Here is a 16,265-nt window from a genome sequence, read left to right on the forward strand (position 1 = left end):
CCCGTCGAGCGCATGATGCGCGACGCCAAGATCACCCAGATCTACGAAGGCACCAACCAGGTCCAGCGCATCGTCATGGCCCGCAACCTCCCGTAGCCGGACCGCACGACGGGACGGTACGACGAGACCGCACACCGAGCCCGTACAGCAAGACCGCAGGACCAGCCCGAACGACCAGCCCGTTGAAAGGAGACAGGCCGTGACCCTGAAGATCGCTGTCTGTGTGAAGTACGTCCCCGACGCGACCGGCGACCGCGGATTCGCCGACGACCTGACGACCGACCGCGAGGCCGTCGACGGTCTGCTCTCGGAGCTGGACGAGTACGCGGTCGAGCAGGCGCTGCGCATCTCCGAGGAGTCCGACGACGCCGAGGTCACCGTCGTGACGGTCGGCCCGGACGACGCCAAGGACGCGCTGCGCAAGGCGCTGTCGATGGGCGCCGACAAGGCCGTCCACGTCAACGACGAGGACATCCACGGCTCCGACGTCATCGCCACCTCCGCGATCCTGGCCAAGGCGCTGGAGAAGACCGGCTTCGACCTGGTCGTCTGCGGCATGGCCTCGACCGACGGCACCATGGGCGTGCTGCCCGCGCTGCTCGCCGAGCGTCTGGGCCTGCCGCAGGTCACGCTGCTGTCGGAGCTGTCCGTCGAGGACGGTCTCGTGAAGGGGCGCCGTGACGGCGACGCCGCCACCGAGCACCTGGAGGCCCCGCTGCCGGCCGTCGTCTCGGTCACCGACCAGTCCGGCGAGGCCCGTTACCCCTCCTTCAAGGGGATCATGGCCGCCAAGAAGAAGCCGGTGCAGGAACTGGACCTGGACGACCTGGACATCGACGCCGACGAGGTGGGCCTCGCCGGGGCCTGGACCCTGGTCGACGCGGTGGCCGCCCGCCCGGCGCGTACGCAGGGCACGATCGTCACGGACGAGGGCGACGGCGGCAAGCAGCTCGCCGCCTTCCTCGCCACCCAGAAGTTCATCTGACCTGCCCGTCAGCCAGACACCCACACAGGAGCAACGAATCATGGCTGAGATCCTGGTTCTCGTGGACCACGCCGACGGTGCGGTCCGCAAGCCGGCCCTCGAACTGCTGACCCTGGCCCGCCGTATCGGCGAGCCCTCGGCGGTCGTCCTCGGCGCCGGCGAGGCCGCCGCCTCGATCGCCGCCGCCGCCGGCGAGTACGGCGCGGCGACGGTGTACGTCGCGGACGGCGCCGAGTTCACCGAGCAGCTGGTCGTCCCGAAGGTCGACGCGCTCACCCAGCTCGCCCGGGAGAAGGGGGCCGCCGCCGTCCTGGTGACCTCCTCCGGCGAGGGCAAGGAGATCGCGGCCCGCGTCGCGCTCCGTCTCGGCTCCGGTCTGATCACCGACGCCGTGGAGCTGGAGGCCGGCGAGAACGGTCCGGTCGCCACCCAGTCCGTCTTCGCCGCCTCGTACCAGGTGCGGTCGACGGTCTCGCACGGCGTGCCGGTCATCACCGTCAAGCCGAACTCCGCCGCCCCGGAGGCCTCCCCGGCCGCCGGAACGGTCGAGGACGTCACGGTCGCCTTCACCGGCAACGCCGCGAAGGTCGTCTCGCGCACCCCGCGCGTCTCCACCGGCCGCCCCGAGCTGACCGAGTCCGCGATCGTGGTCTCCGGCGGTCGCGGTGTCGGCGCGGCCGAGGGCTTCGCGGTCGTCGAGAAGCTGGCCGACTCGCTCGGCGCGGCCGTCGGCGCCTCCCGCGCCGCCGTGGACGCCGGCTGGTACCCGCACTCCAACCAGGTCGGCCAGACCGGCAAGCAGGTCTCACCGCAGCTGTACGTGGCGGCGGGCATCTCCGGCGCGATCCAGCACCGGGCCGGCATGCAGACCTCGAAGACCATCGTCGCGGTCAACAAGGACGCCGAGGCCCCGATCTTCGATCTGGTCGACTACGGCGTGGTCGGCGACCTCTTCGAGGTGCTGCCGCAGCTCACGGACGAGATCGGCGCACGCTGACCTCGACGACACCGACAGGAAGGGGGCGGGTGGCACTCTGTGCCACCCGCCCCCTTCCTCGTGTCCGGCCTCAGTACCAGCCGTCGAGCGGTACCTCCTCGCAGAGCCGGACGACCGGCCTGCGCCCGGATCCCGCGACGCCGGAGACCTTCACCCGGACCCCCGGGCGCACCGCGTGCACCGGTCCGTCGACCCGGCAGCGGACCACGAAGCCCTCTGTCATATGGACCGGCCAGAGGTCCGCGTCGGCGGCGGCGACCCCGCGCCGTACGGATATCACGCCCTCGCCCCCGCTGAGTTCGGGCGCGAGGTCGGTCGACCCGCAGGTCGGACAGAGCAGGCGCTGGAATGTCGTGGTGTCGCACCAACGGCAGCGCTGGAAGTAGAGCTCGGGGTCGGTCTCCGACTCCTCGACGCGGACGGCGGTCCCGCTCCTCAGTCCCGTGTGGAACACGATGCCTTCTCCTTGCACTCGGCGGCTCGACCGTGCATGGAGCCAAGATATGGCACTGAGTGCCAACAAATAAAGACCCGAGTTCCCTCAATCGGAGATACCGAGAACCCTGGGGCATTCGAGCGGACTCACCGGTCCGCTCAGCGGACGCCTCGGCTCTCTCAGCCCCCTCAGCCCTCGCCGAGGCTCGACTCCACCTCGCGCACCACGCGCCACATGGGGGTGGACCGCTTGGTGATCACCACGACGACGTCCTCGGTCTCCTCGGCCGGTGCGTCCGCGGCCTGGCCGGTGGCCCAGGTGCCGCGTACGAACTCCAGGGCCCCGTCGACCTCGGCCAGCGGGTCGCCCTTCCCTCCCGAGCGCAGCCAGTGCCGCAGGGCGTGGTTGTGGGCCGCCACCACGGCCGCCGCGACGACGTTGGCGCGCAGGGTGCCGTCCCTGCGGTCGGCCCACCGGGTGCGCAGATAGTCGCCGAGAGTCTTCTCGTACCGCCAGACCACCGACAGCTCGTACGTGCGCAGCCCGGCCACCTCGCGGGTGAGCCGGTAGCGCTGCACGGAGAAGGTGGGGTTCTCGGCGTACATCCGCATGACGAGCCGGGCGGCGTCGCAGACGCGGACGATCGGGTCGTCGGAGTCGGCGCTCGCGGCGAGGAAGCGCGTCATGTCGGCGAGGCACTGTTCGTGGTCGGGGAAGACCACGTCCTCCTTCGACGGGAAGTACCGGAAGAAGGACCGGCGGCCGACGCCCGCGAGCGTGACGATGTCGTCGACCGTGGTCTGCTCGTAGCCCCGTTCCAGGAAGAGCTGGAAGGCGGCGGCGACGAGGGAGTCCCGCATCGCCGGCTTCGTGGAGTTCGTCGACGCTGTACCCATGGCCCGAACCTAACACCCGAACCACCTCGGCGCGGCACTAGGTGCCGGGCGAATCCGGCACCGAGTGCTGCCACGAGGGTACGGAGGACCAGGGGCCCCCTCAGGGGGTCCGGCCTGCCGGCCGGAGCGGGACTCAGCGGGCGGTCATCCGCAGCGCGCCGTCCATCCGGATCGTCTCGCCGTTGAGGTAGTCGTGCTCGGCGACCATCGTCACGAGACGGGCGTACTCCTCCGGGCGCGCGAGGCGCTGCGGGAAGGTGACGCTCGCGGCCAGACCGGCCCTGACGTCCTCCCCGAACCCGGCCATCATCGGGGTGTCCACGATGCCGGGGGCGATGGTGACGACCCGGATGCCGAACTGCGCCAGGTCACGGGCCGCGGTGACCGTCATGCCCGCGACGCCCGCCTTGGAGGCGGCGTACGCGATCTGGCCGACCTGGCCCTCGAAGGCGGCGATGGAGGCGGTGTTGACGACGAGGCCGCGCTGCCCGTGCTCGTCGGGCTCGTGGCGCGCGATGGCCTCGGCGGCGAGCCGCATCACGTTGAACGTGCCGAGCAGATTGACGTTGAGCACGGCCCGGAACAGGTCGAGGTCGTGCGGCCCCTTGCGGCCCAGGATGCGGGCGGAGGGGGCGATGCCGGCGCAGTTCACGGCGAGCCGCAGCTCGGCGCCGTCGGCGTCGATCGCGGCGAGGGCCTCGCGGACCTGGTCCTCGTCGGTGACGTCGGCGGCGAGCAGCCGGACGCCCTCGGGCAGCGGCCCGGCGGCGGCCACGGCCTTGTCCAGGTCGAGTCCGTACACGGTGGCGCCCCGGGCGGCGAGCGCCGCCGAGGTGGCGGCGCCGAGCCCGGAGGCGGCACCGGTGACGAGAGCGGCGGAGCCGGCGATGTCCATGGAACTCCTCGTTCGTGTCGTGCGGGGGCGACCCTGCCGCCGGGTTGGCCGCCGGATCGGGCGCGTGCCCGCGAGGGACCGCGCGGTCCGCGCGATCTGCGCCGCCCACCATAGAACCGCGGGCCGCGCTCCCGGAAGCGGAACCGGGGAGGCCGTCCGGGAGCGCGTCGACACGAAGGAGGGACCGGGGTGCGGGAGCCCGGTCAGAAGGGCTTGGTCGGCAGGTACTTGCCGTCCAGGGTGATCACCGCGCGCTCGCCGCCCTCGGGGTCGGCGACCTTCTTCACGTCCAGCCGGAAGTTGATCGCGGAGATGATGCCGTCGCCGAACTCCTCGTGGACCAGGGCCTTCAGCGTGGTCCCGTAGACCTGGAGCATCTCGTAGAAGCGGTAGATGGTCGGGTCGGTCGGGACGGCGCCGTCCAGGGAGCCCCGGGTGGGGATCGTCTGGAGGAGGCGTACGGCGTCCTCGTCCAGGCCGAGGAGTCCGGCGACGGCCCGGGCGGCCGGCTCGGGCAGGGCGTGCTGGCCGAGGACGGCGGCGGTGACGAAGGCGACGGAGAAGCCGGTGGCGTCGGCGATCTCCTTCCAGCTGAGGTCCTTGACGGTCTTGGCCTCGACGGCGGCGAGGGCGAGCTCACGACGGGCGGTGGGGTCGAACTGGGCGTGCACCATGAGAGGTACGTCCTTTCGGAAGGGGTGGGGGAAGGGTTCTTCGGGTGGGGGGTCAGGCGGCGGCCCGGGCGGGGGTGCCCGGCAGCTCCTCGACGGTGCCGTCGGCGATGTCGAAGACCCAGCCGTGCACCCGGATCTCTCCCTCGGCGAGGGCGCGGGCCACCGACGGGTGAGTGGCGAGGTTCGCCAGCTGCGCGGCGACGTTCTCGCGCACCAGGGCGGCCACGTCACCCGCCCGCCCGGCCGCGGCGGTGCGGGCCAGGGAGGCGTCGGCGTGCCGGAGCCAGTTGGCGACGGCAGGCGCGCCGGTCAGGTCGCTGCCCTCGGCGAGCGCGGTCATCGCGCCGCAGGCGGAGTGCCCGCAGACGATGACGTCCCGCACGCCGAGGACGGTGACGGCGTACTCGACACCGGCGGCGACCCCGTCGGTGCCCGGGGTGTGGGCGGGGACGAGGTTCCCGGCGGTGCGGATGACGAAGAGTTCACCGGGGTCGGTCTGGGTGATCAGTTCGGGTACGACGCGGGCGTCCGAGCAGCCGATGAACAGCGTCCCGGGCCGGTGGGCGGTGGCCAGGCGGGCGAAGAGGCCGGCCTTGGCAGGGAAGACCTCCCGCTGGAAGCGGGCGATTCCCTCGGCGAGATGAGGCATGTCCTCACCATGCACGAGCTGGACCTATAGCGTCCAAGACCTGCTGTCGATGTCTGCTATAGATGCGATCTATAGTCGGTCGTATGCAGCCGGAACTCCGTCATCTCCGCTATCTGCTCGCCGTCGCCGAGCACGCCAACTTCACCCGCGCCGCCGAAGAGCTCCGGATCGCCCAGCCCACGCTCTCCCAGCAGATCAAGCAGCTGGAGAAGGCCCTCGGGGCGCTGCTCCTCGACCGCACCGGGCGCACCGTGCGCCTCACCGACGCCGGGGAGGCGTACGCGGGATACGCGCGGCGCGCGCTGCGGGACCTGGCGGCGGGCGAGCGGGCGGTGCTGGACGTCCACGACCTCTCCCGGGGCCGGCTGCGGCTCGCCGCCACCCCCACCTTCACCGCGTACCTCACCGGCCCCCTGGTCGCCGCCTTCCACGGCCGTCACCCCGGCATCGCCGTGGAGGTACGGGAACTGACCCAGGACCACATCGAGGCCGAACTCCTCGCCGACCGCCTCGACCTCGGCATCGCGTTCCAGGGCGGCCACCTCACGGGCATCGAGGCCACCGCGCTGTTCGACGAGACCCTCGGCCTCGTCGTCGGCCCCGGGCACCCCTTCGCCGGCCGTACGGAGCCGGTGCCGGCCGGGGAACTGAATCACCATCAGCTGGCCCTGCTCAGCCGGGACTTCGCCACCCGGCGGCACATCGACGCGTACGTCTCCGAGCACGGCCTCCGGCCCCGGATCGCGGTGGAGGCCAACGCCGTCGGCGCCCTCACCGAGATCGTCCGGCACACCGCGCTGGCCACCGTCCTGCCCGACGCCGTCACCCGCGACCACCCGCACCTGAGCCCCGTCCCCCTCTCCCCCGCCCTGCCGTCCCGGGGCGTCACTCTGCTGCGCCGCGCCGCCGGCTACCGGAGCGCGGCGGCCCGCGCCTTCACCGAGCTGGCCGCGCGGTGGGCGGAGGGCCAGGGCCCGGCGGGAACCGGGCGGGGTCAACCGATCGGATGACCCCGGGGTCGACCGTTGCGAGCGCCGGGTGCAGCCGGGACGACGACCAGTCAGCCGGGACACCGGCCCCAGGATGGAAGGGAAGCGGGCCGGGGACACCGACGGCCCGCGCATCCCACCGAGTTCACTGGAGCAGATCCCATGAAGCACGTGAAGAAGGCCACCTCGCGCACCCGTGTCGTGACCGGTGGGGCGATCGTCGCCGCGCTCGCACTCGGTGGTTTCGGTGCCTACTCGGCCGCCGCCACCGGCGAGAACACGGCTGCCGCGCCCGCCGCCGCGGTCAAGGCGGACGCCAAGAACAAGAACACCACGCAGTCGACGCACCTGACGATCGAGGCCGCCACGAAGGCCGCGCAGGCCACGCTGAACGCCGCCGAGAAGGAGAACCAGCGCGTCTCCGTCGCCGTCGTCGACCGCAACGGCAACACCATCGTCACCCTCCGCGGCGACGGCGCCGGCCCGCAGTCCTACGAGTCGGCCGTGAAGAAGGCCTACACCGCCGTCTCCTGGAACGCCCCGACCTCCGAGCTCGCCAAGCGCCTCACCAACGCCCCCACCCTCAAGGACATCCCCGGCACCCTCTTCCTCGCCGGCGGCGCCCCGGTGACCGCCAAGGGCGCGCCCATCGCGGGCATCGGTGTCGCGGGCGCCCCCTCCGGCGACCTCGACGAGAAGTTCGCCCAGACCGGCGTCGCCACGCTCGGCAAGTAACCGCCACCCGCCCGCGCCCGAGGAGCACCGTCATGAACACGCTCGACGACACCCTCCTGACGGCCGCCGCGCACGGCGACACCGCCGCCGTCCGCGCGGCCCTCGACGCGGGCGCCCGGGTCGACGCCCGGGACCGGCACCGCCGCACCCCGCTGCTTCGGGCCGCCCGGCACGACCACGTGCCCGCCGCCCGACTGCTCCTCGCGGCGGGCGCGGACCCGAACGCCCAGGACGACCGGTCCGACAGCCCGTGGCTGGTCACCGGCGTCACGGGCAGCGTCGCGATGATGCGGACGCTGCTCCCCGCGGGCCCTGACCCGGGCCTCACCAACCGCTACGGCGGTACGGCCCTGATCCCGGCGGCCGAGCGGGGCCACGTCGCCTATGTCCGCGCCCTCCTGCGAGAGACGGCCGTCGACGTCGACCACGTGAACAGGCTCGGCTGGACGGCGCTCCTGGAGGCCGTGATCCTCGGCTCCGGTGGCCGCGACCACCGGGACGTCGTCGCCCTCCTCCTGGCGGCGGGCGCGGACCCCGCACTCGCGGACCCCCACGGCCGCACGGCCCTGGAACACGCCGACCGCCACGGCTTCACCGAGATCGCCGCCCTCCTCGGAAGGGCCGGCTGACACCGGCTCCTCCACGGGGCCGCCGGGACCGTCTGAACCCCTGGCGGTCCGCCGCTCCCGGTGGCCGACCGCTCCCTGTGAGCCGACACCCCTGGCGCCCGCGATCACGCCGGTCGCGCCAGCCCCCTGCTGATCACCAGCCGCTGGATCTGGTTCGTTCCCTCGAAGATCTGGGTGATCTTCGCTTCGCGCATATAGCGCTCCACCGGGAAGTCGCGGGTGTAGCCGTAGCCGCCGAGGACCTGGACGGCGTCCGTGGTGACCTTCATGGCCGTGTCCGTGGCGATGAGCTTGGCCGCGCTGGCCTGGCGGCTGAAGGGGCGGCCGAGGTCGCGGCGGCGGGCCGCGTCCAGGTAGGTGGCGCGGGCCGCGTCGACCGAAGCGGCCATGTCGGCCAGCAGGAAGCCGAGGCCCTGGTGGTCGACGATGCGGCGGCCGAAGGTGGTGCGCTCGTTGGCGTAGTCCACAGCGGCGTCCAGCGCGGCCTGGGCCAGGCCCGTGGCGCAGGCAGCGATGCCGAGACGGCCGCTGTCCAGGGCGCTGAACGCGATCTGGAGGCCCTGGCCCTCGTCCCCGACGAGCCGGTCGGGCTCCAGGAGGGCGCCGTCCCAGTACGCGGAGGTGGTGGGGACGGCCTGGAGGCCCATCTTGCGTTCGGGGGCGCCGAAGCTGAGGCCCTCGGTGGCGCCGGGGGCGAGGAAGCAGGAGATGCCGTGGCTGCCGGGCGCGGTCCGAGCGAAGAGCGCGTAGAAGCCGGCCTTGCCGCCGTGGGTGATCCACGCCTTGGTGCCGTTGATCCGGTAGCCGCTGCCGTCGTCCTGGCGCTCGGCCTTGCAGCTGAGGGCGGCGGCGTCGGAGCCGGCCTGCGGCTCGGAGAGGCTGTAGCCGCCGACGTTCCGGCCCTCCAGCATCTCGGGCAGCCAGCGCTCCTTCTGCTCGGTGGTGCCGAAGGTGTGCAGTGGGTGGCAGGCCAGGGTGTGGACGCTGGTGGCGACCGCGACGGCCGCCCAGCGTGCGGCGAGTTCCTCCAGGACCTGGAGGTAGACCTCGTAGGGCTGGCCTCCGCCGCCGTACTCCTCGGGGTACGGCAGACCGAGCAGGCCCGCCTCTCCGAGGGTGGCGAAGAGCCCTTCGGGATAGGTCTCGGCGGCCTCGTACTCGTCCACCTTGGGAGAGAGCTCCTTGTCGGCGATCTCCCGGGTGAGGGCGATGAGGTCCGCCGCTTCGGGGGTGGGAAGCAGGCGGTCGACATCCATGGCGACTCCAGCGGCGCGCAAAGTGGTACTGGGGCAGGTACTGCAGTACCGCTCAGCGTAGCGCAGAAGGGTGTCCCCGACACCCCCGGGAACACCGGCCTGGAATACTGGCCGGGTGATCGAGACCTCAGCCGCCGACGCCCCGAAGCTGACGGGCCGCGGCGCGGCGCGCCGCTCCGCCCTCTTCGAGGAGCTCGTCGCCCTTCTCGTCGGCGAGGGCTTCGCCCAGCTGACGCTCGACGATCTCGCCGCCCGGCTGCGCTGCTCGAAGCGGACCCTGTACGGCCTGGCGGGCAGCAAGGAGCAGCTGGTCCGCGCCGCCGTCGTGCACTTCTTCCGGCGCGCCACGGCCAGGGTCGAGGCGGTGCTCGCCGCCGCGACCGATCCGGCGGAGCGGCTGGCCGCCTATCTGCGGGCGGTTTCGGCCGAGCTGGCGCCGGTCTCGCCGCAGTTCTTCGACGACGTGGCCGGATTCGAACCGGCGGCGGAGGTCTACGAGCGCAACACGCGCGCGGCGGCCGGCCGGGTCCAGCAGCTCATCGAGGAGGGCGTGCGGGCGGGGGTCTTCCGCGAGGTGCACGTGACCTTCGCGGCCGACGTCATCTCCTCGGTGATGGTCCGCATCCAGCGGCGCCAGGTCGCCGCGGCGACCGGCCTCGCCGACGCGGAGGCGTACGAGCAGCTGGCCGAACTGCTCCTCAGCGGACTCCGCAGGGCCTGACCGGCCCGGACGGCGCGCCTGGCCGGATTCCGCCCGCGTGCGGTCACTCTGCGCAGATGATCCACTACTGTGTGCGGCGCCACTGACCACCCCGTCCCAGGGAGCCTCCGCGTGGAGCGCAGCCGTACCGCCTTCAGGATCCGTGCCGTCCTCGCCGCCATGGGCGTCACCGCCGCCCTCGCCGCCGCCCCGGCGGCGCAGGCGGTGCCCGCCGAGAAGCCCGCCGCCGCGCCGCCGGCCCCCTGCACCGGGGAGTTCCAGGGCGACAAGCGGCTCGGCCCGAAGTTCCTGCCGAAGAAGTGGCAGGAGCCGGTGGGCCCGCTGCTCAACCGGTACCACCGGACGGGTGGCCTGTCCTCAGCCGACTTCCTCAAGAAGTACTGGGAGGGTCCGGCCGACACCGGCAGCTGGAAGTACCCGCCGAACGACGGCTTCGGCGAGGTCAACGGCACCGTCGACAAGGCGCCCGAGCTGCTCGTCGAGGGCGAGCGGCTGGACCGCTTCGGCTCGGAGTACGGCGGTTACCTGGCCCCGGCCGGTGACGCCTACGCCAAGCGCGCGCTGCCCCCGCAGAACCTCAACACCCGTGACGCGGCCTTCCCCTGCGACTACCACCTGTACGAGGTGACGCGGGCGTTCGTGGTCTGGGAGGGCTCCATCGCGCCCTGGTTCGAGCAGCCGGGCGGCGGCCGTCAGATCAAGCTGGACGCCACGTTCCTGGACCCGGGCGAGGGCCAGCGCCTCAATGTGAAGTGGCTGCTCGACAACGGCTATCTGGTGCGCGTCCCCGCGTGACGGACCGCCGTGCGCTGGACCGGGCACTCCGAGAGGCCGGGGTGCCCGAGGCGTACTACTGGATCGAGGGCGTCCACGAACCGGCGCCCACCCCGCCCGACTTCGTCTATCTGCGGACGGGGCCGGGCGGTCCCGGGACATGGGAGACCGGGGTGTACGAGCGCGGCGTGTACGAGCCGGTCGCGACCCACGCCACGGAGGCGGAGGCCTGCGCCCACCTCCTGGCGCTAGCGGGTGTCTAGGGCCTGTCTGACGATGCGCGCCGGATCAGGCCGGGGCGATCGGGGCGCGGTCGGGGCGCCCTCGTAGCGGAGCCGCTTGGGCGTTGCGGCCGTGCGGCGAGCGTGCGTGCCGGGCGGGCCGGACCCGGCGGGAACCGTCAGACAGACCCCAGGGCGCGATGGGCGCGGACGATGTCCGCGTACCACCGGCCGCTCGTCTTCACGGTCCTCCGCTGGGTGGCGAAGTCGACGTGGACGAGGCCGAAGCGCTTGTCGTAGCCGTAGGCCCATTCGAAGTTGTCGAGCAGGGACCAGGCGTAGTACCCGGCGAGCGGGACGCCCTTGCGCAGGGCACGGGCGCAGGCCGCCAGGTGCTGTTCGAGGTAGCGGGTGCGCTCCGGGTCGTGCACCGCGCCGCCGGGGGCGACGGTGTCGGGGAAGGCCGAGCCGTTCTCGGTGACGTACAGCTTCCGTACCCCGTACTCCTCGGTGAGCCGCAGCAGGAAGGCCTCCAGACCGCCGGCGTCGATCTGCCAGTCCATTCCGGTACGGGGCACCTCGGGCAGCCGCACCTCGCGGGCGTGCGGGACGGGTCCCGTGGGGTCGTCGGCGACCGTGACCGGGAAGTAGTAGTTGAGGCCGTGCCAGTCGAGCGGTGCGGCGATGGTCCGCGCGTCCCCGGGCCGTTCGGGCAGGTCGACCCGGTACAGCTCGCGCATGTCGGCGGGGAAGCCGCGGCCGTACACCGGGTCCAGCCACCAGCGGTTGGTGTGGCCGTCCGCGCGGGCGGCGGCGGCGAGGTCCTCGGGGCGGGTGGAGGCGGCGGCGACGGTGGAGTGGTTGGTGACCAGGCCGACCCGGGTGCCGGGGGCGGCGGCGCGGACGGCGGCGGCGGCCCCGTCCGAGGTGAAGTCGGCCTTGCCTTCGGGGGTGAAGAAGTCGGCGCCGTGCTGTTTGCCGAGGACGAAGACCTGGTGGATGTTGTTGGCGAGGTTGCCGCCCTCGACGCCGATGGCGGACTTGCCGTCCTTGCTGAGCTTCCTTCCGTCGGCGATCAGTTCGTCCCAGGTGGCAGGCGGTTTGGCTATGCCGGCGTCCTTGAACATCTTCTTGTTGTAGTAGAGGGCGTAGGCCATGGAGTACAGCGGTACGGCGGCGGGGTCCTGGCCGGTGGTGCCGGTGGAGCCGAGCGCGGAGTCGACGAAGCGGTCCTTGCCGCCGATGGCCTCGAAGTTCTCGGCGTCCCAGGGCAGCAGGGCGCCGCTCGCCTGGAGCGAGGCGCTCCAGGTATTGCCGATGTTGAGGACGTCGGGGCCCTGGCCGGAGGTGGTGGCGGTGAGGATGCGGTTGAGGAGGTCGGACCAGGGGATGACCTCCAGCTTGACCTTGATGCCGGTCTGCTTCTCGAACCTGTCGAGTTCGGGCCGCAGGACCTTCTTGTCGACCTCCAGGTTCGCGCCCTGGTTGGAGGCCCAGTAGGTGAGGGTCCTGGTGCCACCACCGGAGCCGGAGCCGCCGGCCGGGGAGCCGCCTCCGCAGGCCGCGGCGGTGAGGACGAGGGAGAGGGTGACGGCACCGGTGGCCGCGGCTCTGATTCTGCGCATGGCTCCTCAGGACCCTTTCGGGGAGTGGTGGGGAGCTGGGGAGGAGGGGGCGGCGAAGCGTCCCGTGTTCAGGCCCTGAAGCCCTCCCCGGCTTAATTTAGGATGTGAGTTAAACCTCAAGAGAAGGTCGCGTCAAGGGTCCTGACAGCGGTATGTTGCGCTCAGGACTACTTCACCTGGGGGCCCAAGTGACCATGCGGAACGGCCGCACCGTGCGTGACCTGCGACGCGAGAACCGCACCGCCGTCCTCCAACGCCTCTATTTCGACGGGCCGATGAGCCGCTTCTCGCTCGGCCCCGCGACCGGGCTCAGCTCCGGCTCCATCAGCAACGTGGTCGCGGAGCTCGTCGCGGAGGGTCTCGTCGAGGAGGCGGGCAGCGTCGACTCGGCCGGCGGGCGCCCCCGCACCCTGCTCCGGATCACTCCCGGCAGCGGCTGCATGATCGGCGTCGATGTCGGCGAGACCCGGGTCAGGGTCGAGCTGTTCGACCTCACTCTCACCGAACTCGCGCGCGCCGAGCGCCCGTTGGCGGTCGACAGCCCCCACCCCCATGACCGGTACGAGGTCGGTGTCGTCGTCGAACACGTCCGGGAGGGCATCGCCGAGGTGCTGCGCACGGCGGGAGTGCCCGCCGACCGGCTGCTCGGCGTCGGCGTCGGCGTGCCCGGCATCGTGGCACGCACCGCCGAGGACGGCGCGGTCGTGCACGGCCAGACCATCGGCTGGGACGCCGTCCCCCTGGAGCGGCTGCTGCGCGCGAGCGTGGACCTGCCGACGACCGTGCCGTACTGGATCGACAACGGCGCCAAGACCCTCGGCCAGGCCGAGATGTGGTTCGGCGCGGGCCGGGGCGCGCGCAGCGCGGTGGTCGTCCTCTTCGGCTCGGGCGTCGGCGCCTGCGTGGTCACGGACCCGATGGGGCCGGGCCGGGCGATCGAGTGGGGGCATCTGACGGTACGGGTCAGGGGGCGCGGGTGCCGCTGCGGGGCCCGGGGCTGCCTGGAGGCGTACGCGGGCGCGGAGGCGCTGCTCGAACGGTGGCGGGAGGAGGGCGGGCGGCCTCCGGCGGGGGCGGACGAGGAGACGGCGCTGACGGCGATGCTGGCGGGGGCGTATCCGGCGGGCGCGGGGGCGGAGCCGGACGCGACGGCCCGTGAGGTCCTGGAGGAGACCGCCGAGTACCTGGGCGCGGGCTTCGCCGATCTGATCAACCTCTTCCAGCCCGAGCGCATCCTCGTCGGCGGCTGGGCGGGGCTCCAGCTCGGCCCGCGCTTCCTGGAGACGGTGAAGGGGTACGCGGCCGAGTACGCCCTGAAGTACCCGGCGGCCCGGGTCGACATCGGCATGGGCACGCTCGGCCCCGACGCGGTGACGGTCGGCGCGGCGATCCTGCCGCTCGCGGACTTCTTCGCCCGGGGCGGCAGGCGGGCCGAGACGGAGACGGTCGAGGAGCAGCCGGCCTGGGCGTCGACCGTACGGGAACGGGCGGCGCACTGAACGCGCGCCGCCCTTCGCCTCAACCGCGGGGGGTCAGGGGTACGAGACCACGGTGGACGGCACGGTGGCGGTTCCCGAGGTCGGGGCCCCCACGCTGTTGATGACGTGCTCGTACTGGCCCTTGCCGCCGAGCGAGACGACCAGCAGGTCGTGGAACCGGACGCCCGGCTTCACCGGGGCCCGGAATCCATGGTCCTGACGGATCGTCGGGTCCATCTCGAAGTAGCAGTAGCTGCCGAGCGCCCAGCCCTCGTGGGTGTTCACGGAGTCGTCGACGCGGTAGGCGGCGTACCCCTTGTACGGGCCGTCCTGCACGGCGGCCTGGTTCGGCACGTCGTACGCCTTCTCGTTCTGGAAGAAGATCGTGCGGCCCCGCTCGCCGAACCACTCGACGTCGTACTTGTTGAAGTGCTCGACGAACAGACCGGTGGCGAGGACGTCGTCGCCGTACACGCGGACGCCGTAGTCGGAGCGGTTGGTCTCCCAGCCGACGCCCTCGCCGTGGTCGGCGCGCCAGACCCAGGTGTGGTCGACGATCGTGTCGTCGCTGTGGACCGCCATGGCGGTGGTGGCCCTTCCGGGGCCCGCGCCGCCGACGCGGACGTACACGTCCTGGACGGTGGTCGGGTCGGCGGCGTGGTCGGCGCCCGCGCCCTGCGGGCCGATCTCCAGGAGGACCGGGGAGTTGACGGGTCCGGCGTCGACGAGGAAGCCGGCGAGCCGGACGCCGTCGACGTCGGCGACCTTCACGGCGGTGACGCCGTTGTCGGGGACGATCGTGGCGAGGCCGAGACCGAGGACGATCGTGCCGGGCCGGTCGACGTGGAGCGGCTGGTCGACGTGGTACACGCCCGGCGTGAGGAGGAGGTGGAGGCCCTGGCGCAGGGCCGCGTTCATGGTGGCGGCGGTGGTGCCGGGCTTGACCACGTAGAACCGGCCGAGCGGGATCGACTGGCCCTGCGGGGTTCCCGAACCCCAGCTGGTGCCACGGGCGTTGACGCGCTTGGCGGGCGCGAAGACCTTGAACTCGCCGCCCTCCCAGTACAGGAAGGGCTTCTCGCGGGAGACGGGGGTGGTGTCCAGCGTGGTGTACGGCGGGTCGGGGAAGCCGGTGGCGGGTGCGCCCTCGACGCCGGAGAAGGCCATGTTCCAGACGCCGTTGAGCCAGCCGCCGATCGCGCTGTCCCGGGTGTACCACTGCTGCTGGGAGTAGGGCTGGACGGTGCCGTCGATCTTCGAGTCGGCGATGTAGCCGCCGCTGGCCCAGCCGTAGCCGCTGGGGGCGAGGTTGAGGTTGCCCTTGACGTGCATCCGGCGGAAGGACGCGGCCTGCGAGACGGCCCAGCGGTCGGTGCCGTTGACCGGATTCAGGGCCAGGTTCTCGGCGGAGCGCCAGAAGTTCTGGGTGGCGTTGCCGCCGAACCAGCCCGCGTCGACGGTCACGTCGCCGTTGATCGTGGTGTCGTCGGGACGCAGCCCGAGGCCGGCGATCTGGGTGTAGAAGCCGATCTGGGCGTTGAGACCGTTGTAGGTGCCGGGCTTGAGGAGGAACGCGTGCCGGCCGCTGCCGAACTGGGCCGACTCCTGCTGGGCGAAGACCTCGTCCAGCTTGGCCTGGATGCCGGGCGTGGTGGGGTCGAGGACGTGCACGTTCGGGCCGAGGTCGCCGCCGCCGGGGAGGGCGGGGCCGCCGTCGCCGGTGCCGTAGACCTGGAACTCCCAGAGGGAGTAGCCGTATCCGGTGGCGCGGGTGGTGCCGTGCACGCGGACGTAGCGGGCGGTGCCGGTCACGGGCAGGGACTCGTTGCCGCCGGGGCCGTTCGCGGTGCTGTAGGCGGTCGTCCAGTCGGTGCCGTTGCCGGAGATCTCGATGCGGTACGCGGTGCCGAAGGCGGCCTCCCAGCGCAGGTCGACCCTGCTGAGGGCGGCGGGGGCGCCCAGGTCGACCTGGATCCACTGGGGGTCGGCGAAGGCACTGGACCAGCGGGTTCCCGGGTCACCGTCGACGGCGGCGCCGGCGGGGGTGCCGGCGTTCTCCTGGCTGGAGGCGGTGGCGGGCCTGCCCTGGGAGAGCAGTACGGGGGCGGCCTCGGCGGGGGGTGCGGCGACGAGCGCGAGCAGTCCGGCGAGGAGCGCGGCGACGAGGGCGACGGCGGTGAGGCGACGACGTGGCGATGAGGACGGCGGGGGCGGCGCGAGACGGATGCCTGCTGCGGGCATGGCTCGATCTCCTCATGGATGAGGGGGAGTCGGGGAAAGGGAGCGCGCTCTCCGCAGCAGATGC

18 protein-coding genes are annotated in these 16,265 nt (G+C 72.5%); 10 read left to right on the forward strand and 8 right to left on the reverse strand.

The features are described from left to right. From ABT154_RS11370 to ABT154_RS11380, 3 genes are all read left to right on the forward strand, one after another. The coding region (locus tag ABT154_RS11370; protein WP_157849844.1) for an acyl-CoA dehydrogenase family protein at positions 1 to 96 on the forward strand (96 nt) is incomplete at its 5' end. 103 nt (positions 97 to 199) lie between these two features. Continuing rightward, positions 200 to 985 (forward strand): electron transfer flavoprotein subunit beta/FixA family protein, encoded by a 786-nt coding sequence (locus tag ABT154_RS11375; RefSeq protein WP_317875670.1) that lies wholly within the window; start codon positions 200 to 202, stop codon positions 983 to 985. 40 nt (positions 986 to 1,025) lie between these two features. Then, the gene (locus tag ABT154_RS11380; protein WP_351855816.1) at positions 1,026 to 1,982 is read left to right on the forward strand and encodes an electron transfer flavoprotein subunit alpha/FixB family protein; all 957 of its coding nucleotides are present in this window, start codon (positions 1,026 to 1,028) and stop codon (positions 1,980 to 1,982) included. Positions 1,983 to 2,052: 70 nt separating this feature from the next. On the opposite strand, the gene ABT154_RS11385 is transcribed toward ABT154_RS11380, so the two are convergent. The 5 genes from ABT154_RS11385 to ABT154_RS11405 form a co-directional block, all read right to left on the reverse strand. Then, positions 2,053 to 2,436 (reverse strand): zinc ribbon domain-containing protein, encoded by a 384-nt coding sequence (locus ABT154_RS11385; protein ID WP_317875672.1) that lies wholly within the window; start codon positions 2,434 to 2,436, stop codon positions 2,053 to 2,055. A 170-nt stretch (positions 2,437 to 2,606) separates the two neighbouring features. Continuing rightward, positions 2,607 to 3,314 (reverse strand): TetR family transcriptional regulator, encoded by a 708-nt coding sequence (locus ABT154_RS11390; protein ID WP_351855819.1) that lies wholly within the window; start codon positions 3,312 to 3,314, stop codon positions 2,607 to 2,609. A 133-nt stretch (positions 3,315 to 3,447) separates the two neighbouring features. Next, a complete protein-coding gene (locus ABT154_RS11395) occupies positions 3,448 to 4,209 on the reverse strand; it encodes an SDR family NAD(P)-dependent oxidoreductase (protein WP_351855822.1) in 762 nt (253 codons plus the stop codon). Positions 4,210 to 4,412: 203 nt separating this feature from the next. Beyond that, positions 4,413 to 4,883: a cyanase gene (cynS, locus tag ABT154_RS11400; protein ID WP_351855825.1), complete on the reverse strand. Its 471-nt coding sequence runs from the start codon at positions 4,881 to 4,883 to the stop codon at positions 4,413 to 4,415. A 52-nt stretch (positions 4,884 to 4,935) separates the two neighbouring features. Continuing rightward, positions 4,936 to 5,532: a carbonic anhydrase gene (locus ABT154_RS11405; RefSeq protein WP_351855827.1), complete on the reverse strand. Its 597-nt coding sequence runs from the start codon at positions 5,530 to 5,532 to the stop codon at positions 4,936 to 4,938. 83 nt (positions 5,533 to 5,615) lie between these two features. On the opposite strand from ABT154_RS11405, the gene cynR reads away from it, so the two are divergent. The 3 genes from cynR (at position 5,616) to ABT154_RS11420 (ending at position 7,885) form a co-directional block, all read left to right on the forward strand. Next, on the forward strand, positions 5,616 to 6,542 hold the full coding sequence (cynR, locus tag ABT154_RS11410; RefSeq protein ID WP_351855830.1) for a transcriptional regulator CynR: 927 nt from the start codon (positions 5,616 to 5,618) through the stop codon (positions 6,540 to 6,542). A 150-nt stretch (positions 6,543 to 6,692) separates the two neighbouring features. Beyond that, the gene (locus ABT154_RS11415) at positions 6,693 to 7,256 is read left to right on the forward strand and encodes a GlcG/HbpS family heme-binding protein (protein WP_351856419.1); all 564 of its coding nucleotides are present in this window, start codon (positions 6,693 to 6,695) and stop codon (positions 7,254 to 7,256) included. 32 nt (positions 7,257 to 7,288) lie between these two features. Further along, on the forward strand, positions 7,289 to 7,885 hold the full coding sequence (locus tag ABT154_RS11420; RefSeq protein ID WP_351855832.1) for an ankyrin repeat domain-containing protein: 597 nt from the start codon (positions 7,289 to 7,291) through the stop codon (positions 7,883 to 7,885). A gap of 104 nt (positions 7,886 to 7,989) precedes the next feature. Here ABT154_RS11420 and ABT154_RS11425 read toward each other — a convergent pair whose 3' ends face one another. Next, positions 7,990 to 9,141 (reverse strand): acyl-CoA dehydrogenase family protein, encoded by a 1,152-nt coding sequence (locus ABT154_RS11425; protein WP_351855835.1) that lies wholly within the window; start codon positions 9,139 to 9,141, stop codon positions 7,990 to 7,992. A gap of 115 nt (positions 9,142 to 9,256) precedes the next feature. Between ABT154_RS11425 and ABT154_RS11430 the strand changes: the two genes are divergently transcribed. From ABT154_RS11430 to ABT154_RS11440, 3 genes are all read left to right on the forward strand, one after another. Beyond that, on the forward strand, positions 9,257 to 9,862 hold the full coding sequence (locus ABT154_RS11430) for a TetR/AcrR family transcriptional regulator (protein ID WP_056557097.1): 606 nt from the start codon (positions 9,257 to 9,259) through the stop codon (positions 9,860 to 9,862). A 159-nt stretch (positions 9,863 to 10,021) separates the two neighbouring features. After that, positions 10,022 to 10,657 carry a TNT domain-containing protein gene (locus tag ABT154_RS11435; RefSeq protein WP_351856421.1) on the forward strand — a complete coding sequence of 212 codons (636 nt, stop codon included), beginning with the start codon at positions 10,022 to 10,024 and terminating at the stop codon, positions 10,655 to 10,657. Further along, positions 10,654 to 10,899, forward strand: a complete 246-nt coding sequence (locus ABT154_RS11440; RefSeq protein ID WP_351855838.1) for a hypothetical protein — start codon at positions 10,654 to 10,656, stop codon at positions 10,897 to 10,899. The genes ABT154_RS11435 and ABT154_RS11440 overlap by 4 nt, the downstream gene beginning before the upstream one ends. Positions 10,900 to 11,036: 137 nt before the next feature. On the opposite strand, the gene ABT154_RS11445 is transcribed toward ABT154_RS11440, so the two are convergent. After that, positions 11,037 to 12,482 carry a family 1 glycosylhydrolase gene (locus tag ABT154_RS11445; RefSeq protein WP_351855840.1) on the reverse strand — a complete coding sequence of 482 codons (1,446 nt, stop codon included), beginning with the start codon at positions 12,480 to 12,482 and terminating at the stop codon, positions 11,037 to 11,039. Positions 12,483 to 12,670: 188 nt separating this feature from the next. Here ABT154_RS11445 and ABT154_RS11450 point away from each other — a divergent pair, with 188 nt between their 5' ends. After that, entirely contained in the window at positions 12,671 to 13,981 is a 1,311-nt protein-coding gene (locus ABT154_RS11450) for an ROK family transcriptional regulator (protein WP_351855843.1), read from the forward strand. Between the two features lie 33 nt (positions 13,982 to 14,014). Here ABT154_RS11450 and ABT154_RS11455 read toward each other — a convergent pair whose 3' ends face one another. Continuing rightward, the gene (locus ABT154_RS11455; protein ID WP_351855845.1) at positions 14,015 to 16,201 is read right to left on the reverse strand and encodes a pectate lyase-like domain-containing protein; all 2,187 of its coding nucleotides are present in this window, start codon (positions 16,199 to 16,201) and stop codon (positions 14,015 to 14,017) included. Positions 16,202 to 16,265 lie beyond the last annotated feature (64 nt).

Origin of the sequence: Streptomyces sp. NPDC001728 (genome assembly GCF_040297565.1) — a bacterium.
In the GTDB taxonomy this organism is placed as follows: Bacteria; Actinomycetota; Actinomycetes; order Streptomycetales; family Streptomycetaceae; genus Streptomyces.